Source organism: Undibacterium sp. RTI2.2 (assembly GCF_035018705.1).
GTDB lineage: Bacteria > Pseudomonadota > Gammaproteobacteria > Burkholderiales > Burkholderiaceae_D > Undibacterium.
The window spans coordinates 84335-106928 of record NZ_JASJXN010000002.1; the positions used below are offsets into that span (position 1 = coordinate 84335).

A 22594-nucleotide genomic window follows, 5' to 3' on the forward strand; every position below is an offset into this window, starting at 1 on the left:
CATCTAAAATGAAGCTCGCATTTAAAAATTTACACAAGTAAAAATCGATATATTAAATATACTCCCCATTATTTTTAATAAAAATATACCAAAGACCAATTAATACATGGATAGAAAATATATACTCACTATAAGTATATGTAAAAATTTAATATTCCCAATCGATAATATTAAACTCATGCTTCCATACAAATACCATCTAGCTTGGCATCCTCTGCGTCTATATAATGATTTGCTTTAGATGTTTCCTGTATTCAGTGACAAATAAAAAATGCTTAAAATGCCTAGGCAAGACATAGGCAACACAACAATCAACGCACTATTTCAGCACAAATAAGCACTCAGACTGGCGCAATACTGCGTCTTTTAAACATTAGATATTTTTCAGGAGAAGATTTTGAAAGTGCTCAACTGGTTAGCAATTACCACCGCAAGTATTAGCTTGTTAAGTTTACTAAGCGCCTGCGGAGGCGGAAGTAGCAGCAGCGACTCTGGCAGCACCTCGGCAACCGTGTCCGTCACCAGCGTCACTACAGATCAACTGGTCTATCGCAAAACGACTAATCTGACAGTTAAAGGAGTAAACCTCGACAAAGGTATCAACATCTCCAACCCCGCCTGCCTGACCATCACCGAAGTCGCGGGTGGCACCGCCACACAACGCGTATTTTCTTGCAAGATCGTCTCTGTAGGTACGGTGGCGTTATCGATCACTGCTGGCAATGGATCGTCGCTTTACTCTGGCACGCTGACTGTCCCGCTGGCAGCGCAACCTCAAGTGACCATGGTGACATCGATGGGTACAATCGTGATTGAGTTGAACCCAGCCAAAGCACCGATTACGGTCGATAACTTTTTACAGTATGTAGAGAGTGGCTTTTACGTGAATAAAATTTTCCATCGGGTCATCAGCAATTTTGTGATTCAGGGCGGCGGCTACACCAGCAGTTTTCAATTGCCAGCGACCCTCGCAGCCATTCCACTAGAATCCAATAACGGCTTAAGCAATCTGCGCGGGAGTATTGCAATGGCGCGTACTAGTGTGGCCAATTCTGCGACATCCCAATTTTATTTTAATGTGGTTGATAACACCTCGCTGGATTACGGCAACGCCGCCAATCCAGGCTATGCAGTATTTGGTAAAATTGTTAGCGGTCTCAATGTAATGGATTTGATTAAAGCAGTACCTACTGGTGCTACTAACGGACTGACCGATGTGCCGGTTACACCAATCGTGATTAATTCAGCATTGCAAACCCAATAAAGTAATCGTTTTAGATTCACGAAAATTACCTGGCTGTCGTCCTATATAACCATGTAATTTTCGTTGATAGTACGGTATAGATAATTGCCCATTGTTTGCGCTGTGATCTGGTTTTCTCCTCGCTTATTTTTAAAACTTAGAACTTAGAAATCAACAACTACCTGACTAATCGTTGGGTATCACAAAAGGGTAATCATGAACAAACTACTGAAATCGCTACTATCACTAATGCTATTCACCGCCTCTTTATTTGCCGTCAGTATCGCTCAAGCTAAAGATGACCCTAAAAAAGCCTCGGTCTCAGCATCTGCGGCCACTGCGTCGGCCAAAGTTGAGCTGCTAGATATTAATAGCGCGACAAAAAAAGAATTATCAGAATTACCTAAAATTGGCGATGTGCGTTCGGACGCCATCATCAAAGGTCGTCCATACAATGGCAAAGATGATTTATTAAATAAAAAGATTTTGCCCGCAGATGCTTATAACAGCATCAAAGATCTGATCATTGCGAAACAAAAAACGGATGCAAAAAAGAAGTAATTTCTCATATGCAAAAACAGGATGACAAACACTTCAAAAGGCTGATCTAAACGTCAGCCTTTTTATTTAAATAAGATTCACAAGAATTTACATAAAGTCGCCCAGACTGCTACGTAACCCTCTGAATAAAACACCCCCAAATATGTACTGTTCTGCGCGGACAAATAGACTGATCTTTCTTAGCAAAACAATGTTTATTTGCTATAAAAAGAAGCAAAAATCAATAGTTGTCAGTGAGTTTTTAGATGTGTAAGATAAAGCTCGGTGTGTTTTAAACTTATTCGACAGAAAATGCGATCCTATGCTGGATGTGATTGTTCGACGATGTCTTTTACTTTGCTGCTGGCTATTATGTGTTCAACAGGCACAGGCAGCGGACGGCGACAAACCCTTCACAATCAGCGGTTTTGGCACGGTCGGTGCTGTGTACAGCGATACTGGTCAAGTCGATATCGTGCGAGATTTGTTGCAAGCCAGAGGCGTAGGCTACTCTAGCCAGCTCGATTTTGGCGTTGATTCCCTGCTAGGTCTGCAACTCTCCACCTCCATTCTTGACAATTTGGACGCCTCAGTCCAAGTCGTCAGCCGCCGCTCACAAACTGGCTTCGACCCTGACGTTACCTGGGCGTTTCTTAAATATAACCCGAACGATAATTTGCAATTGCGTGCAGGTCGCCTGGGTTTTGATGTCTACCTCTTGGCCGACTCGCGCAATGTCGCCTACTCTTATTTATGGGTACGTCCGCCCATCGATTATTTTGGTAACTTGATCGTGTCGTATATCGATGGTGCGGATATGGTCATCAAATATCCGGTCGGCCCGGGGATCGCCCGTTTCAAAGCCTTTGCGGGTAAAGCCAGAGAAAAAACCTATACCGGTGTGCCAGATCAATATTTCTCATTAAAAGGTTCGGATGTTGTAGGCGGACATGTCGAATATCAAACTGAAAGTTGGATGTATCGGGTTGGTTATAGCCAGATACGTTTCAAAAACGAGTTCCCTGGTTTTCAGGGCTTGATTGATGGTTTACGTTCCCCTGCAATTAACGCGATCAGCCCGTTAGCCGCGACCGTCGCTGGTAATATTGGATTCCAGGATAAAGCCATCAACTACCTCTCCGCAGGTATCGCCTATGATGAAGGCCCCTTGCAAGCACAACTGATGTTAAGCCAGACCAAGTCGGCAATACTGCCTTACCCAGGATTCAAGGCGGGATATTTCACAGCAGGTTACAGAATTAAAAAATGGACGCCCTACTTTAGCTACTCCGCCGCCACGCCAGAACATCGACAAAGCAATGGCAACACCGGCTTACCGTTTGGCATTAACCCCAATATCGACATTCTGATTCTTGGCGCGAATGCGCTAGCCAATACCGTAGTCAATAAGCAAAGCACCTTATCACTCGGCGCACGCTACGACTTGGGGGATAAAATTGATTTAAAAATACAAGTAGATCATGTTGATAGTACCAGTCCACAAGTAACCCGCAACGCTCAACCGGGTTGGGATGGCAAAGCCAATTTGCTCAGCGTCTCAGTCAATTTTGTATTTTAGGGATAGATCATGAAAACCCTAGTACATCGCGCACTCCTGCCTGGCCTAGCACTCGTCTTATTTATAATGGTTGGCGGCAATCAAGCTTTTTGTGCTGATTTTGTGGTGATTGCTAATCCCGATAGCGGGATAGAAAAGATGAGCAAAGATGATGTCGTCAATATTTACATGGGCAGATATCGCAAACTGCCATCAGGCATTAAAGCCATGCCGATTGATCTCAACACGCCTATCTCAGAAAAGACTAAATTTTACGCCAGCATGGTCAATAAGGAATTACCAGAGATCAATTCCTACTGGGCTCGTCTGACTTTTTCCGGACAAGGTTCGCCACCGCGCCAGGCGGATAGCGTAGAACAAGTACTGGAAATTGTTAGTAACAATAAAGGCGCGATCGCGTATATTGATAGAAAGAAATTAGATAAACGGGTCAAAGTTATTTTTGACTCTACGCCTTAAATTAATCAGCGCACTTAGCTTACTTAGATCCAAGCAAACCGTTAATAAGTTACACCGAAGTTATATCGAACTTACATCAGTAAGCACCAGTAAATACCAACAAACGAATACAAGCAAAACTAACTACTTAAAATACCGACTATGCTCAAACTACTGCGTACCAGCATTATTTATCGCAGCACATTTATTGTGCTGGGAATTGCGCTCCTAGTCGGTAGTTTTTTTGCGGTGTTCACTTATTACTGGACTTCGCATTTAGAGCAAGAGCAGGCAAAAAGCAGAATGGGCAACTTGCTCAGCACTGTAGAAAGTACTACCAGTATTGCCTGCTACTTGTTAGATATCAATTTGGCGGCAGAGGTTAGCCGGGGATTACTCAAGAATGAAGATGTTTACAGCATACGGATTTTTACCCCAGCGACGAAGTTAGCACAGGCAAGCAAATTGGCTAAAGCAAAACTAGCTACGCTGCCATCATCAGATATTCGGATTACCCGAGATGTGTTTTCCCCGTTTAATACTGCGGAAAAAGTATGTCAGATCGAGCTGGTACCAGACATGGCCTTCATTCAGAAGCAAGTCAATAGCAAGGCGAATTTCACCACCTATTTGCTAATACTACAAACCATTTTGATGGCACTGGCCTTGGTCTATGTCGTGATTAAGATCATCGCCAGACCGATCAAAACCATCTCCGATCGCTTGCATGATTTATCCCCGGAAGCAGGAGCAAGACTGTCGCTCCCTCTCGGTAATGAGCGAGATGAGATCGGCCAGCTCGTGCGCGACGTCAATACCATCGTCGGCAAACTGGTCAATATTCTGGAAGATGAGCGGCATCTGCGCATCAAGCATGAGATTGGCGAGAAAAAATTCCGCACTATTTTTGATAACGCCGAGACCGGGATTTTTTTACTCAAAACGTCGGGCGAAGTCACCTCCTACAACACGGCCTTTTTACGCTTGCTGGCGCTATCGCCAGACACCACCTCAGACAATATCAGCAGTGGCTTGATGTCTGCGCTAGAGGGGCAAGAGTTACGGCTGCACATGATGATCGACACCGCAACTAATCAAGATCAGATCTTATCGGAAGACTTTTCGATTGAAATTGGTACACCGCCTGTACGCAAGTGGTTGCACATTGTGTTAAGCCCGATCGAAGATGGTGTGCTACAAGGCCTGCTCAATGATATTACCGATCATAAAACCGGAGAGGAAGCAGCAAACCAGCTGGCCGTCACAGATTACCTTACAGGCGCATTTAATCGTCTGGGTTTTGATAACGAGATCGCCAGCTTAAAACGGTCGATACAAAAAACTGGTAGTGGATTTTTCTTATTACTCATCGATCTGGATGGATTTAAATCCGTCAATGAAACTCACGGTCATGATGCCGGTGACAAAATACTCTGTCACTTCACACAGATATTATTCAAAATAGTCAGACGATCGGACTTTGTCGCCAGACTCGGCGGGGATGAGTTTGTCGTCTTACTAAAAGATTTACAAGACGCCGATAAAGCAAAAGAAATCGCCTGGAAAATCATCACGCTCACCTCGGCTCCGATTGATTTAGACGTCGGTACCCAGACAGAAATTGGTGCCAGCATCGGCATTACTTATGTAGGCGATGCCGATTTCGATAAAAATGACGTAATGCGACAGGCAGATGACACTATGTATGCAGTCAAAAAATCGGGTAAAAATAATTATCGTCTGTACGATCCAGACGATAAATCCTAATTACCAGTACAACGGCGCGACCATCAGTTATTAAGATCGAAAGCAGATTTTCAGTTGGAACAGCAAGTGCCATCCGCGTTACTAATAGGCGATAGCGGCTAACAGAAAATTTGGATTGAAATTGGCGCTCAATTTTAAAATCAGACGTCCAATAAAAATGCGCCTCCCAAGCCAAAAAGTGCTCGGAAGGCGCATTTTTATTGGGCGATCGAATTTAACTCATATTTTCCATTAGACCGCTACCACTTCGCAAAAAACGCAGACGGCGTGCGGTCTTCAGAGGGATACCAACAGCGCGATTTGAGTGGGAACGCTACAGCGACAATTGCACCTTTGGCGAACTGCCTGGCGTTGTTCCAATGGAAAATCTGGGTTTAATTTTTACTAAAATTAAATTCGGCTCTCTCAATGGCTGGAGTCGGAAAAGTTAGGATTTCTGGGCAGGGTGCGCCATGCGCACCATGTTGTAATTAGACGGTTACCCCAAGTAGGTTGGTGCGCATGGCGCACCCTACAGGTGGTGCAATTATGATTTTCCGCTTATGTGACGACCGGAACGTATCAATACATCAACCAGCAGTGCCTACATCCCCCGGCTCATCCAAACCCAAATCTCCGTCCACACCTAACAGGCTCTGGGCAGAATCGGATGGTAATGCCTCTACCGACTTCAACTTTCTGGTCATTTGACGGGTGCGCACTTCTGCCTTGTCGATGTTGTCTGCGGCTCTGACCAGGGCGGCTTTGGTGGAGGCAAGTACGTCGCCAAATTTGCCGAACTCGGTCTTGACTGCGCCTAATACTTGCCAGACTTCTGATGAGCGTTTTTCTAATACCAAGGTACGGAAGCCCATCTGCAAACTGTTCAGCAATGCCGATAAAGTGGATGGGCCAGAGATGCTGACGCGGTAGGTGCGTTGTAATTCATCTGCCAAACCCGGGCGGCGCATGACTTCGGCGTACAGACCTTCGGTCGGTAAAAACAAAATCGCAAAATCGGTGGTTAGTGGCGGCGACAGATATTTCTCTGCAATGGTCTTGGCTTCGCCACGGATTGCGCGTTCTAATTCTTTACCTGCCTGCGCAACGCCTTCGGCATCTGCGCGCTCGGCGGCGTCAATCAAACGCTCATACTGCTCTTTAGGGAACTTGGCATCAATCGGCATCCAGACTGGTGCTCTGCCATCTTCTTTGCCTGGCAATTTCACTGCAAACTCTACCCGCTCTCCAGAGCCTGGCACGGTCTCGACGTTCTTGGCGTATTGCTCTGGTGTGAGCATTTGTTCCAACACCATTTCTAGCTGCACCTCGCCCCAGGTTCCGCGGGTTTTTACATTGGTCAGTACTCGTTTCAGATCGCCGACACCAATGGCTAATTGCTGCATTTCGCCCAGACCTTGATGCACTTTTTCTAAACGGTCTGAAACTTGTTTAAAGGATTCGCCCAAACGCTGCTCCAGCGTGGCATGCAGTTTTTCATCAACGGTCTTACGCATCTCTTCGAGCTTGGCGGCATTATCGTCTTGCAGATGTTTGATCTTCTCTTCCAGAGTCGCCCGCACTTCGGCCATGCGTAAGGCATTGGATTCGGTCAGCGTTGCCAGACTTTGGTTTAAGGTATCGCCAAACCGCTTCAGGCTAACTGCCTGTTCATCGCGCGAGTTTTGGCTTTGCTGTATCAACGCCAGCCGCACCTGTTCCAACTGCTGCGCATTGGATTCCGTCAGCTTAATCAGCTGCTGCGAAAATGCATCAATCTGATTATTTTGCAGAGTCGCTACGCTGGTTAATTGCGCTGCCAATGTTTGCTGAAGCTGAGAAAAATTCCCGCCTAATTCTTGTCTGGTCGCTTGTGCAGTGGATTGCACTTGCTCACGCAAAGACCGCTCGGAACGCTCCTGCGCCTGCTGCAATTGAGTTTGCTGCTGTTGTCCCTGTTGCAGTGATTGTTGTAATGCAAGCAGTTGAGGGCCGACATCGTTGCCGCTACTCCGTAATAAAACGAGCAAGTTAATCACTAGCAAAATAGCGAGCGTGATGAGCACCAAAATTTCTATCAAATTCATATCGTAGATTTTATTTATTGTTTGTTATAGATTCAGGCTTAGTGCATTAAATGAAGCAGGCGAACGTTTCATCTTCCCCCATCAAGGAAAAGATGCTTTTGAATCGAAATGGATGCCCCAATAGCGATTAGCCTTGCTTATTCCGCATCCAATCCGCCGTCTGATAAAACGACTGCATCAGATGTTGCTGCAAGTCCGCTGCGATCCCGACATCTTGCATTGCCCATGCCATGCAACGCAACCATTGATCGCGCTCGCTGCTGGCGATGGCATAGGGCAAATGGCGTGCGCGCAGGCGTGGATGCCCGAATTGCTCAATATAAAGATTCGGACCGCCCATCCAGCCGGACAAGAACCAAAATAACTTATCGCGTGAGCCATCCATTGGTATCGGATGCAAAGCGCGGATGCCAGCAAACTCGGGCTCTAGCTCCATCAAATCATAGAAACGATCTACCATTTGACGGAGTTTGTTGGCGCCGCCAATGAGTTCGTAAAGCTTGGACGCTTCCTCTTCCGGTTGAGTATCTTGCGTATTGCTGTTTGATTCTGTCGTCATTACTGTGAAATTTTTCTTAGGTGAAGAATGATCGTTACGAGGCGTTTTATGCAGGCGATTTAGCCCTCACGCAAACTCAATAAAGGTGGTTGATTCAGCACATTGCGCAAACCCAGCCAGCCACCGATTAGCGCGCAAGCAGCGCCGACAAATAGTCCTACGATCCATACTACCGGACTGAATTGCCACTCAAAATTAAAGCTGAAATGCGCCAGTGCCCAACCAATTGCCGATGCGCCGCTAGCGGCTAATACACCAGCCAATCCGCCGACCAGCAAAAACTCTATCCACTGTGCTTGCGATAATTGTTTGCGGGTTGCGCCCAAAGCGCGTAGCAAGGCCGCTTCGCGCATGCGCAGGTCCTGCGATCCGGCAAGTGCGGCGTACAACACCAGCACACCAGACGCGAGGGTGAATAGGAATAAAAATTCTACCGCCGTAATTACCTGATCGAGCACGCTTTGTACTTGCTTGAGCATCGCGCCAACATCGACCACCGTCAGATTAGGATAATCCAGCGTGAGCTGATTGACGAAGCGCTGATCGCTTTCCGGCAAATGAAACGCCGTTATCCAGGTTTGCGGTAAATCGACAACCGCTTTGGGATTGATGATCACAAAAAAGTTGACCCGCATTGATCCCCAATCTAGCTTACGCAAACTGGTAATCGGCGCAGTAATTTTTTGGCCGGCAACATCGAAGGTGAGCTTGTCGCCTAACTTTAATCCCAAAGTTTTGGCAATACCCTCTTCTACTGAGGCTTCTGGCTGTGTGTCTTGATACCATTTACCCGCGACCAATGTATTACTTGCGGGCATATCGGTCATGGTCGACAGGTTGAATTCTCGGTCGACCAAGCGTTTTGCACGATCGTCGGGATAAGTACTGTCGGTAATCGCCTTGTTGTTCACTTCAATTAGTCTGCCACGTATCATCGGGTAAAGCACGGGTTCGGCAACTTGGTTTAAGCGCGTAGCGACGTCGTTCTTTTGATCTGGCTGGATGTTGATCACAAATTGATTGGGCGCGTCTGCCGGAGTAGAGCTCTTCCAAGCGGTAATTAAATCGCCACGAACAACCGTCAGTAGCAACAACGCCATCAAGCCCAAGGCAAGCGACACGACCTGAATTACCGTAGCACCAGGACGACGTTGTAAGGCAGTGACAGCAAAGCGCCAAGCGGTGTTCGTGCTTAAGTTACGCAGCCGCTTCAATGATGCCACGCCCAACCAGGAAACGAGGGCAAATACTAGCAAACCGATCAAGAAACCACCCGCAGTCAGCAAACCCAGTTTGACATCACCAGCTTGCCATAATAATAGCCCGATAAACATGCCCAGTCCGAGCAAATAGGTCGCCAACGTCAGGGCTTGTGGTGCGTCTTGCTCACGACGAATGACGCGGTTATGCGGCACATTGCGCAGTTGCAAAATCGGTGGCAGTGCAAACCCGACTAACAAAAGTAAACCCGTTGCAATCCCTTGTAACGCGGGTTGCCAGGTGGCGGACGGTAAATCGTTCGAGACTAACTTACCCAGCCACTCCAGCAAAACATAATGTCCGGCAAAACCGACAATGACTCCAGCGGCGCTGCCGACAATACCGATCATTAAAAATTCAATCAGGTACATGCCAGTGACCTGGTTCTGCGTTTGTCCAAGACAGCGCAGCATTGCACAAGCGTCCAGATGACGTAGCATAAATCGCCGCGCTGCCATTGCCACTGCAACGGCGGCTAGCATGGCAGATAGCAAGCCAACCAGCGATAGAAATTGTTCAGCTCGATCTAGCGTGGCGCGCATTTCTGGCCGGCCTGATTCCAAAGATTCTAGCCGTACACCTTTGGTTTGATTGCGCTCGATTCCCTCTTGCAGCCATTTTTGAAATTGTGTAATCGCAGCCGCTGGCCCGGCCAGTAATAATCGATAAGTGACACGCGAGCCATTTTGGATCAGGTTAGTCGCGGTCAGGTCTGCCATATTCACCATCACACGCGGCGCAAAGTTCATAAAACCAGCGCCACGATCTGGCTCATTGGCAATCAGTTGTGTAATGTTGAGAGTTTTATCGCCGAGTTTGAGTTGATCGCCAATCTTCAGCTTCATGCTAATCAGCAATGCTGGATCAATCCAGACCGTGCCGGATGGCGGCACAATTTTGGTAATGACTTCAGCACCTTGCTGGGTCTGACTCAGTTTGAGATTGCCGCGTAACGGGTAGCCAGGTGTAACCGCTTTGAGTGAGACCAGCTTAGTAGCGACATTGTCACCCTCGCCTGCAATCGCCATGCTAGGGAAGACAACCGTCTCGGCCATCGTCAAGCCGCGTTTTTGTGCCTCACTGCGCCATGCCGGATTGATCGCCTGATCAGCACTGATCAACAAATCCGCCCCCAGCAATTGATGCGCATCGCGGTTGAGTCCGTTGCGCATCCGGTCCACAAAAAAACTGACTGAAGACAAAGACGCCACAGCGATCATCAAAGCAACTAACAGAAAGCGCAGCTCACCAGCCCGCCAGTCACGTAAGGTCATACGAAGCGAAAGACGTAACATCGGCACTTTCCAGTTAAAAACCGCAATATAGAAAAAATGGGGAGTATCTAAAATGGTTAGCCTATAGCCCAATAATTATATGGACAATTTAGCACAAGCAATCAATACACCTATCCAGTATCGTCACAAAGATACGACCAAATAGCATCCGCTATTCAGACAAAGCCTGCTGAAAATCATCTAGCAAATCTTGAGTATCTTCAATCCCTACCGAGACCCGGATCAGCGAATCTGCAATTCCCATGGCACCGCGCCGCTCTGCTCCCATTTCAAAGAAGATGGTGTGGGCGACCGGGATCACAAGTGTGCGAGTGTCACCCAGATGGGTTGCAGAAATTGCCAGCTTGAGGCGATTTAAATAATCGAAGCAATCAATCTCTGGCTTAAGCTCAAAACTAAATAATGCGCCGTAGGCTAAAAACAGCTCGCGTGCAATCGGATGCTGCGGGTGTGACGGCAAGCCCGGATAATGAACAACGGCGACGCGCGGATCGTTTTCCAACATCATCGCCAGTGCCATCGCATTGGCGCACTCGCGCTCCAGACGTAAAGCGATCGTCTCGGCACCAACGGCAATCTGGTGTGCCGCCTCGGGCGACAAGGATGCGCCAAAATCCCGCAAGCCCTTAGCGCGAATCTGGGTCATACCCCATTGCGGCGTTGGGAATTTTTTGAAATTCTGGGCAATATGGGGAAACTGGCTCCAGTCGTACACACCCGTGTCAGTCAAAGCACCACCGAGAACATTGCCGTGCCCCGCAATCGACTTCGTCAGTGAATTCACCACCAGACCCGCGCCCACGACTTTAGGGCGGAACAGGTAGGGCGAAGTCATTGTGTTATCTACGACAAACAAAATACCATGCTCCTTGCACAAGGCGCCGATACGCTTGAGATCCGCAATCTGAGTACGCGGATTGGCAATGGTTTCCACGAAGATAATACGAGTTGCGGGCGTGATCACGGCAGCGACATTTTGCACATTGGTCGCATCGACAAAACTAACATCAACGCCCTGTCCAGCAACCGTTTGCCACAAACTGTTGGTATTACCGAACAAGAAAGACGAAGAGACAACATGATCGCCTTGACGCAATAAAGCCTGAAACACGGCGCCAATCGCCGCCATGCCAGTAGCAAAACAAATACTGGAATGCCCGTCTTCCATCTTCGTCAGTTTGTCTTCCAAGGCAGAAACCGTGGGATTACCCTGACGACCGTAGCGATAACCAGATTGTTTCCCCTGAAATACTGCTGCAAGATCACGTGCATCTTTATAACCGAACAGCACGGACGTGTGGATAGGTTTGTGCACAGAGCCGTGCTCAATCTCTTTTTGACGGTCGTTATGCAGAATAGTAGTGGTGAAGCCGTACGATGCTTTTTCGCTCATGATGAAATGGATACTGTAGTGAGGGACTGCGTTAAAAAGGAACGCACTAAGGAATGCTGTAAGTTTAACCGAGATTCTTTGAGGACAGGCTAGTGTGAATACGCTAGCAGACGATCATCATGGCCGATGTCATTGCACATGACTTTGACTAAGGCGCCAAGTGTTGGAGGTTCGCAGACTACTACATGCGCCACAACAACAATCGTGCGCGATCCTTATTCAACATTAACTCACTTTTTCCCTGAAGCCTTGAATGAGGTGACTGCTTCTGAATATTCCCTGGAGGCTTTCAGTCGATCAAGATAACGAATTTTTCTTTTGCTACTTTTCGCTATCAAATAATCGGACAAACTGCCACGCACACCGCAATAGTTTCTGCATGTTGCACCGCCTTGCGGCGTATCCCTATCGGTAATCCGCAATTTGTTTGCCAAGGTAGATATTCTCAAGGTGCAGGCTGGTTCTCCTGCGAGTGGTGTTGTCGGATCATGGTAGACAAATTCACCGTTCTCTTCGCCTGCAATACCGTAGATACCACATGTATGACCGTTATAAAACTGCAGTTCGGCACGGAAATAGATGTGCGTCTGATCATATCGAACGATCTCAACAATATCTTCCGATTCATAAGGCTGGTCTGCCTCGCCTGGCGCTTTGCCAGGAGTGATCGTGCCATTCATAAAACGGTGCTTATACACACCCTCTATTTCGCTGATCGGATTACCGAACGCTGGCTCTGCACTCCAGGCGCTTGCGCTGAGCATCATTAAGAGGAAAAAGAGTTTCATGTTGTGGGAGCTTTAAAACAGGAATGTCGTAATTCAATTAATCGGTCACCACTTACAGACACCATTATCACTCAACTCAACATCACCGCTTTCAGAAAAACTCATCGTCGCTCCGGTACGTTTGTTTTTATAGACAAAATTATTGATCAGAGCGCCCTGGGTTGCGACTTCATACGTTCCGGTAATTTGGTCTCCGACGACTTCTAGCCAGATCGTCGTAAATTCTGCCGGGCGACCTGCGATCAATTCTTCGCTTGATGTCTTTTGGACTACCAGCGTGATCGGTTTTCCATTCTTACCATATTTGACAAAGGCACCGCTCCAGCCAGTTGCATCATCACCTACCGTGCTGAACTGTAGTTTGATCGCTTTTTTGCTGGCATCGGATGACAGACAGCGTGTTGAGAAAGGTGACACCTCTTTGGCGACGGACAAGCCCGGCAAGAATGCCAGCAATAGTAATGTAACTAGAATTTTCATTTTTACTTTCCGTTCTAGCGATTAATGATCTGGCACGGCTGTTGATTCAATACTGTCACTGTCTAAGCAAGTAAAAATTGCTCGATTAATTCTGCCAAAATTTCTGGCTGATCATGATGCAGCATGTGACCAGCGTTTTTTATCATTTCCTTTTGTAGCTTGGGGATATGCGCCAGACGCCGGTCAATCTCTGTGCGAGCTTCTGATTTTGGTCCCATCCAATGCCAGACATTGGTGTCGTCCGCCTCAAACCACAATACTGGCGCGGTGATTTTTTCCCAGCAGGCCATCACTTCTTCTACATGATAAAGCAAGGGACTGGTGAGTTTATGAGCGGGGTCGCCGAGGATTTCCCACTGACCCTCGGCATTTTGTTTAGCCCAGTGTTGCGATAAAAAATTAGCGCGTTCGTCGGACAACCGTGGATTCGTTTTTTGTAAGCGTCCTGCCACTTCTGCCTGGCTTGCATAAGTGCGCAGTACCGGTGTCTGGCGCAACTCATCCAGCCATTTTAAATAGCGACCTGGCGCCTGGCCTGGTGTGGTCACTGGCATGCCAAAGCCCTCCAGATTGACAAACTTTTTTATCCGCTCTGGTCGTACACCGGCAAAAATACCAGCGACATTTGCCCCCATACTATGTCCAATTAAATTGACAGCCTCGTCTGGGGAATAATGCTGCAAAATCGCATCCAGATCGCCCATATAGTCCGGGAACCAGTAACAATCAGCATTTGGCGTATCGGTTAAACCAAAGCCACGCCAATCGGGGGCGATGACGTGCCAATCTTGTTTCAGGCAGTCCACCACAAATTGAAAAGAGGCAGACACATCCATCCAGCCATGCAGCATGAAGATTTTAGGAGCGGATTCATCGCCCCAATGGCGCACATGGTATTGCAATCCACGGATGGCGATAAATTCGGAGCGGGAAGATTTGATCATGAGATTAAAATTTTGGGTGAACACATATCATCGCATTTCTCATCGACAATCATGCAAATTTTGGATTAGGATTGGTCTATAAGTCGATAGATAATAGCACGATCGTTCTATAAAAAACCGGAGACAGAATGACTAAGCAAAAAGCAATTCCAAAGATCGCAAAGATCGCAAACATCGGAAATGTAGATCATTATCAAGAGTTATATCAGCGTTTTCGCTGGGATGTACCGGGCGATTTCAATATGGCGCAAGTATGTTGCCAGCGCTGGAGTAAAGATAGCGAGCGCATCGCTATCCATTATGAAGATGCCGATGGCAATACAGCGACGCTAACTTACGCAGAATTACAGCAACAGGCAAATCAGCTATCCAATCTGTTGCGAGAGCAAGGTGTAAAACAGGGTGACATCGTCGCCTACATTTTGCCGCAACGTCCAGAGACTGCCATCACGGTGATGGCATGTCTGCAAATGGGTGCGATTGCAATGCCTTTATCGTTTTTATTTGGTCCCGAAGCATTGGAATACCGCCTACAGAACAGCGAGGCGGTTGCGCTGGTGGTAGATCAAAGCGGGATAGAAGCATATTGGCAAATCCGCGGTAGTTGTCCTGCGCTGACCACACTCATTACATTAAAGTGCGGCGCTGAAGATTGTCTGCGTTGGGAGAATACAATCCCGGAAATGTCAGATCAGTTTGATCCCGTCAAAACTGCCGCAAGCGACGCCGCCATTTTGATCTATACCAGCGGCACGACCGGTGCACCTAAAGGCGCGCTCATCCCCCACTCTGCGATCATCGGCAACCTGACAGGTTTTGTAGCCTCGCAAAATTGGTTTCCTCAGCCCAATGACGTGTTCTGGTCACCAGCAGATTGGGCCTGGACTGGTGGCTTGATGGATGCACTGCTGCCCTGCCTGTATTTTGGTCAACCTATCGTCGGCTACCAAGGACGCTTTACTGCTGAGACAGCGTTTTATTTATTGGAAAAATATCAGGTCACGAACACTTTCCTGTTCCCGACAGCGCTAAAAATGATGATGAAGGCTTGCCCAGAACCGCAACCGCAATACAAGCTCAAACTGCGGGCGATTATGAGTGCAGGCGAAGCAGTTGGTGATGCCGTCTTCAACTGGTGTCAACAATCACTGGGTGTCATACCGAATGAAATGTTCGGCCAGACAGAAATGAACTATATCGTCGGCAATAGCCATCTGCAATGGCCCGCTAAACCCGGTAGCATGGGACGTCCGTATCCTGGACACCGCGTTGCGATTATTGATGACGATGGTAATGAAACCGCTGTCAATCAAGTCGGAGAGGTAGCCATGCACCGCTACGATATTCATGGCGACCCTGATCCGGTATTTTTTATCAGCTATTGGAAAAACTCAGAAGCAACCAACAATAAATTTACCGGCGACTGGTGCAGAACAGGTGACTTAGCCTTGCGCGATGAAGACGGTTATCTTTGGTACCAAGGACGAGCAGATGATATGTTTAAAGCCGCGGGCTACCGCATCGGACCATCCGAAATCGAAAACTGTCTGGTCAAACATCCGGCAGTCGCCAATACCGCCGTCATACCCAAGCCAGACAAAGAACGCGGCAATATCGTCAAAGCATACATCGTTTTAAGCGCCGGTTTTATCGGCAGTGCAGAACTCATCTCAGAACTACAAGCGCATGTGCGAGGCAAACTGGCACCTTATGAATATCCGAAAGAAATCGAATTTATAGCGGCACTGCCGATGACGACCACTGGCAAAGTGCAGCGCCGTGTGCTGCGTTTGTTGGAGGAGGAACGAGCTAAGAAGTAGGTAAACATTGTGTTTGGTACATTTGCCTGCTGTTTTAACTATCTGATTTCATCTCTGTCGTTTTAGTCTCAGCAGGCAAAGCATCTAAATCATGGATGATTAATTTTGCGGCCTGATCAATCAATACATCGATTGCTTTGCCATACGTGGTATTTAAAAATGCACCGCTGCCAAACGCTTTGTCACGACCGATAATGACGTCTTGCTGCGCGATATTACTCAGTGTGTGGTGACTTAATAAGACACCTGTTGTGGTGTCATATAAATCAATATCCAAATCGATAAAGCGTCTTTTATTTTCGATCAAACCCAAATATTTTTTGTCGGTGATTACGCTATCGTCGCGGACTTCTCCAGAGATGACAAATTGGCTGTCATATTGCGTGCCCAATTGCCGCAATAATTTTATTGAGGGAACACCAACCTCGGTGTTAAAAGAAAGTAAGCCTGGCGAAATTTTAGTGACATATTTTCTGGATAAAGCGAGTCTGCTAATCAGCTCGCGCGGAAAACCATGTGCGATGTCATCAACATCCTCTAGCTTGGCTGATTTACTGACGACAAATGCGGTGGCCAGAACTTTTTTCTTTACGATGGGCTCAGTGACAGGTGCCTCCATCGCTGGCGCTGACATTGATGGGACGGTTTCTGCAGGAGTCAGATTTTGTATAGTTTTGCTTATGCTTTTTCCTGTGCTAGTTTGAGCGCTTACATCATTGAGGAACATGCAGAAAATCACGAGCGCCAACAACAGCATGAGGTAAGGTGCGAAGCAAAATCGGATCAGATTATTTTTCATCATGTCGCTCAAAAAACGAAGTTGAAAATCAAATACATGCGAACTTTGACCTGCATTTAAAAACTAACTTTAGCTTTGCAGCACCAAAAGTTCTTCTTCACTAAAGCCGGCAGCTCTTCTTGCATCCAGATTAAAAGGACCCCGCATTTGTGGCGCTTTGTATTGCAACGCCAATTGTGCGTAAGTCGCTACAGGCTCCAGATCACGCATCTCACAAAGATAGCCAAACCATCGATTTCCGATCATCACATGACCGATCTCATCGCGCAAGATAATGTCAAGAATCTCTGCGGCAGCAATATCTTTGGCCTGCGCCAGTTTGGCTCGCACGGCAGGCGTTGCATCAAGGCCACGCGCCTCCATCGTGCGTGGGACCAAGGCCATTCTTGCGAGCACATCTTCTTGTGTTTTTTCTGCTAGTTCCCACAAGCTATGATGTGCCGGAAAATCGCCATATTGATATCCCAAGCTAACCAGATGATCGGCCAGCATGCCAAAATGATAGGCCTCTTCTTGCGCGACCAGCAACCAATCCGAGTAATAATCCACGGGCATATCAGCAAAGCGCCAGATCGCATCCAAGGCAAGATTGATCGCATTAAACTCGATGTGCGCCAACGCATGGATCAGCACTGCACGACCTTCTACTGTGTTCATTGCGCGCCGCTTAACTTCCAGCGGCGGAACCAGCGCAGGCTTAGCTGGCCGGCCAGGAATCAATTGATTAGCGTGCAAGACTGTGGCGGCATCTAGCGCTACCTCTCCTCGTTGCCATGCAGCGCGCAGTCTGGCAGTACCTTCTGCTTTGGCCTTGGTATCAGGTTCTGCCAGCAAAGCTAACGCCGCTCTGCGCAAATCTGAAAATGAAGCCGCTCCCTCTAAAGTGGCCTTATCAGCAAAATCAGCAAAATTAGCAATATCAGCAGGTTTAGCAACTAGATTTGCAGTCGCATTTGTATTAGGGAACGATGGGTTCATAAGATGAGCGTTAAAATAGCGATAATAAATCATAGGACTTACGCAAAATTGTCCCAGCAAGGCGCAGCGACGACGACAGCCTTCAGTGCGGCTAGGCGCTGCAACACAGTTGGGGCGATTTTGCGTAAATCCTAAATCAGTCACCCTATTTTACGGAAAAATCATGACCATATACCAGTTAGGCGACATCGCACCTGAAATTGATCCCGGCGCTTACATTACTGACAGCGCCAATATCATCGGAAAAGTAAAGATCGAAGCAGGCGCCAGTATTTGGTTTGACGTCACCATCCGAGGTGACAATGAGCTGATTACCGTCAGTGAAAACAGCAACGTACAAGAGGGATGCATTTTGCACACCGATCCTGGTCATCCGCTGACGATAGGTAAAAATGTGACGATTGGTCATCAAGCCATGCTGCATGGTTGCACAATCGGTGAAGGCTCCTTAATTGGGATTCAGGCAGTCATTTTGAACGGTGCAAAAATTGGTAAAAATTGTCTGGTCGGCGCTGGCGCCCTGATCACTGAGGGAAAAGAATTTCCAGACAACTCTTTGATTATCGGCTCACCTGCCAAAGCGGTACGCACTTTAAATGAAGAAGATATTTTGCGGATGCACGGCAATACGTTGAATTATGTCCGCCGCGCCCAAGCTTATAAAACTGAATTGAAAAAGATCGGCTAACTAGCAACTATTTTCAGATTCAAGAGCAGATTAAAAACGTCGTCAAAGTAAAGAAACTTATGCAAGATACCCTACAAAAATTTATGTTCGAACACGCTGGCGTGCGCGGTGAATTAGTTGAAATTTCTAACGCCTGGCAACAAATCCAGGCGCGTCACGAATATCCCGCCGCCGTCAAAACCATACTTGGTGAGCTAACCGCCGCCTCTGCTCTGTTGTGTGCCAATCTCAAGTTTAACGGCACCATGATCATGCAAATTTACGGTGATGGTCCGGTCAAATTATTGGTGGTGGAATGCGATGCAGAATTGCGCATCCGTGCTACTGCCAAGTTATCACCAAACGCAGTGATTACCGACAATGCCAGTTTGACTGAATTAGTACATGCGAACGGGCAAGGTCGCTTTGTCATCACGCTAGACCCTAATGACAAGCTACCCGGTCAACAGGCATATCAGGGGATCGTGCCGATTGATGGCGATAGCATTGCTGGCATCATAGAAAATTACATGATGCGTTCTGAACAGTTAGATACCAAACTTTGGCTGGCGGCGGATGACAAGATTGCCAGAGGCATGTTGCTGCAAAAACTACCGAAACATGGCGGCATAGAAGCCAAAGTGGAAGATGAGACAGAAGCCTGGAATCGCGCTATCTCATTAGGTGGCACACTCAAACAAGATGAATTGCTGACGACCGATATCGAAACTTTATTGCATCGATTATTTTGGGAAGAAACCATCCGCATTTTTGATCCGCAACATCCACAATTCCACTGCAACTGCACCCGTGAAAAAGTCGGCAATATGCTGCGCATGCTGGGCGAGCCTGAGATTAATACCGCCATTGCAGAATTAGGACGACTCGATATTAATTGCGATTTTTGCGGTAAGCACTATGGCTTCGATCAGGTCGATTGCGCACAATTATTTGTGGCGAACACCTTAGCTGAAGCGACTAGCGTAGCGAACGACAGCAAGCATTAATTATTTAATCCCGCACGATTTTTCATCAAAATATCAGGTGAATTTAATTTAGGCTTAATATACTCCCCCCATATTTACTAGAAATGACCTTAATGACCAGAGAATACCTGGACAATTAAAAGTACTGGTGGGGAGTAATTAAAATCAATGCCAAATCAGCGATGTAGAATTTATCGGCGGATTCGTCTAAAAAGCGTGAGTAGAGTGTAACTGGAATACCGTTGAAATTAGCGGCAAGCTAATGATTTATAGATGGTGCCGTTTTTTCTTTTGGCGGTTTTGGATCGTTGAGGTTCGATGTTTGCGCAGATGACGCTGCGTTTAAGATTTGCACGAAGATCTCGTCTTTTTTAATCATGCCCAGTTCAAAGCGCGCATGTTCTTCTACTGCGCCTGTGCCTGTTTTTAAATCTTGTACTTCTGAGTCGAGCTTGCTGTTCCGCTCTTTCAACTCATCATTATGCTTTTGAGCTTGGGTAACTTGTTTATCTAACTCCCATACACGCAACCAGCCGCCTTTACCCAACCAGAGCGGGTATTGTATGAGTAGCAGCAGCGCTGTAAGTGATAACGCGATCAGACGCATCAGTATTTAGAAATATAGGTTAAAAAACGAACATTGAATTAAACCGAGATTAGTAAAAAGGGGAACGCCGTTCCCCTTTTTTGCATCTTCTTGCAGCTTATTTCAGATTATAAAAAGCATCACGACCAGGGTAGCTGGCAATGTCGCCTAAATCTTCTTCAATACGCAGCAATTGATTGTACTTTGCCATACGATCTGAACGAGACATCGAGCCAGTTTTAATTTGCAAGGCGTTCATACCAACAGCGATATCCGCAATGGTGCTGTCTTCTGTTTCGCCAGAACGATGCGAAATAACAGCGGTATAACCAGCACGTTTTGCCATTTCAATCGCAGCAAACGTCTCAGTCAAAGTACCGATTTGATTGATCTTGATCAGGATAGAATTAGCGATTCCTTTTTGAATGCCTTCTTTCAAAATCTTGGTATTGGTGACAAATAAATCATCGCCAACGATCTGTACTTTTTTGCCCAGACGTTCCGTCAGAATCTTCCAACCGTCCCAATCGCCCTCTGCCATACCGTCTTCAATCGAGATGATAGGATATTTATCGACCCAGGTAGCGAGTAAATTAGTGAAATCCGCTGATGACAACGTCAGACCTTCGCCTTCAAGATGATATTTACCCTCTTTGTAGAACTCACTTGCGGCACAATCCAGACCCAACGCGATTTGTGTACCTGGCTCGTAGCCAGCCGCCTCAATCGCTTGGATAATCATCTTGATTGCTTCTTCGTGGTTATCGACGGAAGGTGCAAAACCACCTTCGTCGCCCACAGCCGTGGTCAAACCTTTGTCGTGCAAGATTTTTTTCAGTGCATGAAAAACTTCAGCACCGTAACGCACCGCTTCGCGGAAGGATGGCGCGCCAATTGGAATAATCATGAATTCCTGGATGTCCAGGTTATTGTCTGCATGCGCGCCGCCATTGATGACGTTCATCATTGGCACGGGCAACTGCATTGCGCCAGAACCGCCGAAGTAACGATACAGCGGCAGGCCCGCCTCTTCTGCGGCTGCTTTGGCAACCGCCATTGAAACTGCCAACATGGCATTTGCACCGAGACGCGCTTTGTTTTCTGTGCCATCCAGATCGATCAGCGTGCGGTCAAGGAAGGCTTGTTCGTTCGCATCCAGACCCATGATCGCTTCGGCGATTTCGGTATTGATATGTTCGCAGGCTTTTAAAACGCCTTTGCCGAGGTAACGAGATTTATCGCCATCACGCAGCTCTATCGCTTCACGAGAACCAGTTGATGCGCCGGACGGTACAGACGCACGCCCCATGACGCCGGATTCCAGCAATACATCACACTCAACTGTTGGATTGCCGCGCGAATCAATAATTTCACGACCGATAATATCAACGATAGCACTCATTCATTTCTCCTAAACATGCAATATAGTGAACAAACTATTTAAATCGGATTTACGAAAAACCGCCCTAGCTGCGTTGTAACTCCTAGCTGGGATAATTTTGCGTAAGTCCTGTTAAAAAATATTTGCCAATACGCTAGTAAGCGTCTTGACTAAGCAAAACTAGACTCAAGGAATCCATTCTTTTTAACGACGCGATCCAACTCGATCAATGTAGACAGCAATTCTTTCATACGACCTAGCGGTACCGCATTTGGGCCATCTGACATTGCTTTGGACGGATCTGGATGGGTTTCCATAAACAAACCAGAAATACCCACCGCCACCGCAGCACGCGCCAGTACTGGCACAAATTCACGTTGACCACCTGAGGTCGTACCCTGACCACCTGGCAATTGTACAGAATGCGTCGCATCAAATACCACCGGACAATTGGTCTCACGCATGATTGCTAGGGAGCGCATATCAGATACAAGATTGTTGTAGCCGAATGAGACACCGCGCTCGCACGCCATAAAATTATCCTCAAGCAGACCGGCAGATTTTGCTGCGGCACGTGCCTTGGCGATGACATTGACCATGTCATGTGGCGCAAGGAACTGCCCTTTTTTAATATTGACTGGCTTACCAGAACGGCCACAAGCCTCAATAAAATCAGTCTGACGACATAAAAAAGCAGGCGTCTGCAATACATCAACCACCGCAGCAACTGCCGCTATCTCATCAATCGCATGGATGTCTGTCAGCACCGGGACCTGCAATTGTTTTTTAACATCAGCCAAAATCTCTAAACCTTTTTCCATTCCCAAACCACGGAAACTAGAACCTGACGAGCGATTGGCTTTATCAAAAGACGACTTATAAATGAAAGGGATACCTAAAGCTGTCGTCATCTCTTTTAAAGCACCTGCTGTGTCAAGCGCCATTTGGTGCGACTCGATAACACAAGGACCTGCGATTAAGAAAAAGGGCTGATCCAGACCAACATCAAATCCACAGAGCTTCAT

The 22594-nt window shown here is 47.1% G+C and carries 20 protein-coding genes; 8 read left to right on the forward strand and 12 right to left on the reverse strand.

All coding sequences use genetic code 11. From position 1 onward, the window contains the following. Positions 1–403: 403 nt before the first annotated feature. The 5 genes from QN395_RS01480 to QN395_RS01500 all read left to right on the forward strand — a co-directional run bounded on the left by QN395_RS01480 (position 404) and on the right by QN395_RS01500 (position 5567). A complete protein-coding gene (locus QN395_RS01480) occupies positions 404–1264 on the forward strand; it encodes a peptidylprolyl isomerase (protein WP_322121545.1) in 861 nt (286 codons plus the stop codon). Between the two features lie 195 nt (positions 1265–1459). Next, positions 1460–1804 carry a ComEA family DNA-binding protein gene (locus tag QN395_RS01485; RefSeq protein WP_322118192.1) on the forward strand — a complete coding sequence of 115 codons (345 nt, stop codon included), beginning with the start codon at positions 1460–1462 and terminating at the stop codon, positions 1802–1804. A 301-nt stretch (positions 1805–2105) separates the two neighbouring features. Beyond that, on the forward strand, positions 2106–3362 hold the full coding sequence (locus QN395_RS01490; RefSeq protein ID WP_322118191.1) for a porin: 1257 nt from the start codon (positions 2106–2108) through the stop codon (positions 3360–3362). Positions 3363–3371: 9 nt separating this feature from the next. Continuing rightward, positions 3372–3821 carry a hypothetical protein gene (locus tag QN395_RS01495; RefSeq protein ID WP_322118190.1) on the forward strand — a complete coding sequence of 150 codons (450 nt, stop codon included), beginning with the start codon at positions 3372–3374 and terminating at the stop codon, positions 3819–3821. Between the two features lie 141 nt (positions 3822–3962). Then, positions 3963–5567 (forward strand): diguanylate cyclase domain-containing protein, encoded by a 1605-nt coding sequence (locus tag QN395_RS01500; RefSeq protein ID WP_322118189.1) that lies wholly within the window; start codon positions 3963–3965, stop codon positions 5565–5567. A gap of 569 nt (positions 5568–6136) precedes the next feature. On the opposite strand, the gene rmuC is transcribed toward QN395_RS01500, so the two are convergent. From rmuC to QN395_RS01535, 7 genes are all read right to left on the reverse strand, one after another. Further along, positions 6137–7633 (reverse strand): DNA recombination protein RmuC, encoded by a 1497-nt coding sequence (gene rmuC / locus QN395_RS01505; RefSeq protein ID WP_322118188.1) that lies wholly within the window; start codon positions 7631–7633, stop codon positions 6137–6139. Between the two features lie 127 nt (positions 7634–7760). Then, positions 7761–8192, reverse strand: coding sequence for a group II truncated hemoglobin (locus tag QN395_RS01510; RefSeq protein WP_322118187.1), 432 nt, complete (start codon positions 8190–8192; stop codon positions 7761–7763). A 59-nt stretch (positions 8193–8251) separates the two neighbouring features. After that, complete coding sequence (locus tag QN395_RS01515; RefSeq protein WP_322118186.1) at positions 8252–10747, reverse strand: ABC transporter permease; 2496 nt, start codon at positions 10745–10747, stop codon at positions 8252–8254. 151 nt (positions 10748–10898) lie between these two features. Then, positions 10899–12140, reverse strand: a complete 1242-nt coding sequence (locus QN395_RS01520) for a cystathionine gamma-synthase family protein (RefSeq protein WP_322118185.1) — start codon at positions 12138–12140, stop codon at positions 10899–10901. A gap of 230 nt (positions 12141–12370) precedes the next feature. After that, positions 12371–12928, reverse strand: a complete 558-nt coding sequence (locus QN395_RS01525; protein ID WP_322118184.1) for a hypothetical protein — start codon at positions 12926–12928, stop codon at positions 12371–12373. A 45-nt stretch (positions 12929–12973) separates the two neighbouring features. Next, positions 12974–13408 carry a hypothetical protein gene (locus QN395_RS01530; protein ID WP_322118183.1) on the reverse strand — a complete coding sequence of 145 codons (435 nt, stop codon included), beginning with the start codon at positions 13406–13408 and terminating at the stop codon, positions 12974–12976. A gap of 62 nt (positions 13409–13470) precedes the next feature. Further along, positions 13471–14352, reverse strand: coding sequence for an alpha/beta hydrolase (locus QN395_RS01535; protein WP_322118182.1), 882 nt, complete (start codon positions 14350–14352; stop codon positions 13471–13473). Between the two features lie 128 nt (positions 14353–14480). Between QN395_RS01535 and QN395_RS01540 the strand changes: the two genes are divergently transcribed. Next, complete coding sequence (locus QN395_RS01540; RefSeq protein WP_323491852.1) at positions 14481–16172, forward strand: acyl-CoA synthetase; 1692 nt, start codon at positions 14481–14483, stop codon at positions 16170–16172. 34 nt (positions 16173–16206) lie between these two features. On the opposite strand, the gene QN395_RS01545 is transcribed toward QN395_RS01540, so the two are convergent. After that, positions 16207–16974 carry a flagella assembly protein FlgT middle domain-containing protein gene (locus QN395_RS01545; RefSeq protein WP_323491853.1) on the reverse strand — a complete coding sequence of 256 codons (768 nt, stop codon included), beginning with the start codon at positions 16972–16974 and terminating at the stop codon, positions 16207–16209. Positions 16975–17040: 66 nt separating this feature from the next. Further along, the gene (locus tag QN395_RS01550) at positions 17041–17949 is read right to left on the reverse strand and encodes a ferritin-like domain-containing protein (RefSeq protein ID WP_322118179.1); all 909 of its coding nucleotides are present in this window, start codon (positions 17947–17949) and stop codon (positions 17041–17043) included. 163 nt (positions 17950–18112) lie between these two features. Here QN395_RS01550 and QN395_RS01555 point away from each other — a divergent pair, with 163 nt between their 5' ends. After that, positions 18113–18637 carry a gamma carbonic anhydrase family protein gene (locus QN395_RS01555; RefSeq protein ID WP_322118178.1) on the forward strand — a complete coding sequence of 175 codons (525 nt, stop codon included), beginning with the start codon at positions 18113–18115 and terminating at the stop codon, positions 18635–18637. Between the two features lie 59 nt (positions 18638–18696). Continuing rightward, on the forward strand, positions 18697–19623 hold the full coding sequence (hslO, locus tag QN395_RS01560) for an Hsp33 family molecular chaperone HslO (protein ID WP_322118177.1): 927 nt from the start codon (positions 18697–18699) through the stop codon (positions 19621–19623). Positions 19624–19861: 238 nt separating this feature from the next. Here hslO and ftsB read toward each other — a convergent pair whose 3' ends face one another. The 3 genes from ftsB to kdsA all read right to left on the reverse strand — a co-directional run bounded on the left by ftsB (position 19862) and on the right by kdsA (position 22594). Beyond that, positions 19862–20209, reverse strand: coding sequence for a cell division protein FtsB (gene ftsB / locus QN395_RS01565; protein WP_322118176.1), 348 nt, complete (start codon positions 20207–20209; stop codon positions 19862–19864). Between the two features lie 97 nt (positions 20210–20306). Continuing rightward, a complete protein-coding gene (eno, locus tag QN395_RS01570) occupies positions 20307–21590 on the reverse strand; it encodes a phosphopyruvate hydratase (protein ID WP_322118175.1) in 1284 nt (427 codons plus the stop codon). Positions 21591–21739: 149 nt separating this feature from the next. After that, positions 21740–22594, reverse strand: a complete 855-nt coding sequence (kdsA, locus tag QN395_RS01575) for a 3-deoxy-8-phosphooctulonate synthase (protein WP_322118174.1) — start codon at positions 22592–22594, stop codon at positions 21740–21742.

What these genes read in the sequence shown, in the direction of transcription:
- QN395_RS01485 (WP_322118192.1), top strand. Translation starts at nt 1,460, where the DNA reads ATGAACAAACTACTGAAATCGCTACTATCACTAATGCTATTCACCGCC.
- QN395_RS01490 (WP_322118191.1), top strand. Translation starts at nt 2,106, where the DNA reads ATGCTGGATGTGATTGTTCGACGATGTCTTTTACTTTGCTGCTGGCTA.
- QN395_RS01495 (WP_322118190.1), top strand. Translation starts at nt 3,372, where the DNA reads ATGAAAACCCTAGTACATCGCGCACTCCTGCCTGGCCTAGCACTCGTC.
- QN395_RS01500 (WP_322118189.1), top strand. Translation starts at nt 3,963, where the DNA reads ATGCTCAAACTACTGCGTACCAGCATTATTTATCGCAGCACATTTATT.
- rmuC (WP_322118188.1), bottom strand. Translation starts at nt 7,633, where the DNA reads ATGAATTTGATAGAAATTTTGGTGCTCATCACGCTCGCTATTTTGCTA.
- QN395_RS01510 (WP_322118187.1), bottom strand. Translation starts at nt 8,192, where the DNA reads ATGACGACAGAATCAAACAGCAATACGCAAGATACTCAACCGGAAGAG.
- QN395_RS01515 (WP_322118186.1), bottom strand. Translation starts at nt 10,747, where the DNA reads ATGTTACGTCTTTCGCTTCGTATGACCTTACGTGACTGGCGGGCTGGT.
- QN395_RS01520 (WP_322118185.1), bottom strand. Translation starts at nt 12,140, where the DNA reads ATGAGCGAAAAAGCATCGTACGGCTTCACCACTACTATTCTGCATAAC.
- QN395_RS01525 (WP_322118184.1), bottom strand. Translation starts at nt 12,928, where the DNA reads ATGAAACTCTTTTTCCTCTTAATGATGCTCAGCGCAAGCGCCTGGAGT.
- QN395_RS01530 (WP_322118183.1), bottom strand. Translation starts at nt 13,408, where the DNA reads ATGAAAATTCTAGTTACATTACTATTGCTGGCATTCTTGCCGGGCTTG.
- QN395_RS01535 (WP_322118182.1), bottom strand. Translation starts at nt 14,352, where the DNA reads ATGATCAAATCTTCCCGCTCCGAATTTATCGCCATCCGTGGATTGCAA.
- QN395_RS01540 (WP_323491852.1), top strand. Translation starts at nt 14,481, where the DNA reads ATGACTAAGCAAAAAGCAATTCCAAAGATCGCAAAGATCGCAAACATC.
- QN395_RS01545 (WP_323491853.1), bottom strand. Translation starts at nt 16,974, where the DNA reads ATGATGAAAAATAATCTGATCCGATTTTGCTTCGCACCTTACCTCATG.
- QN395_RS01550 (WP_322118179.1), bottom strand. Translation starts at nt 17,949, where the DNA reads ATGAACCCATCGTTCCCTAATACAAATGCGACTGCAAATCTAGTTGCT.
- QN395_RS01555 (WP_322118178.1), top strand. Translation starts at nt 18,113, where the DNA reads ATGACCATATACCAGTTAGGCGACATCGCACCTGAAATTGATCCCGGC.
- hslO (WP_322118177.1), top strand. Translation starts at nt 18,697, where the DNA reads ATGCAAGATACCCTACAAAAATTTATGTTCGAACACGCTGGCGTGCGC.
- ftsB (WP_322118176.1), bottom strand. Translation starts at nt 20,209, where the DNA reads ATGCGTCTGATCGCGTTATCACTTACAGCGCTGCTGCTACTCATACAA.
- eno (WP_322118175.1), bottom strand. Translation starts at nt 21,590, where the DNA reads ATGAGTGCTATCGTTGATATTATCGGTCGTGAAATTATTGATTCGCGC.
- kdsA (WP_322118174.1), bottom strand. Translation starts at nt 22,594, where the DNA reads ATGAAGCTCTGTGGATTTGATGTTGGTCTGGATCAGCCCTTTTTCTTA.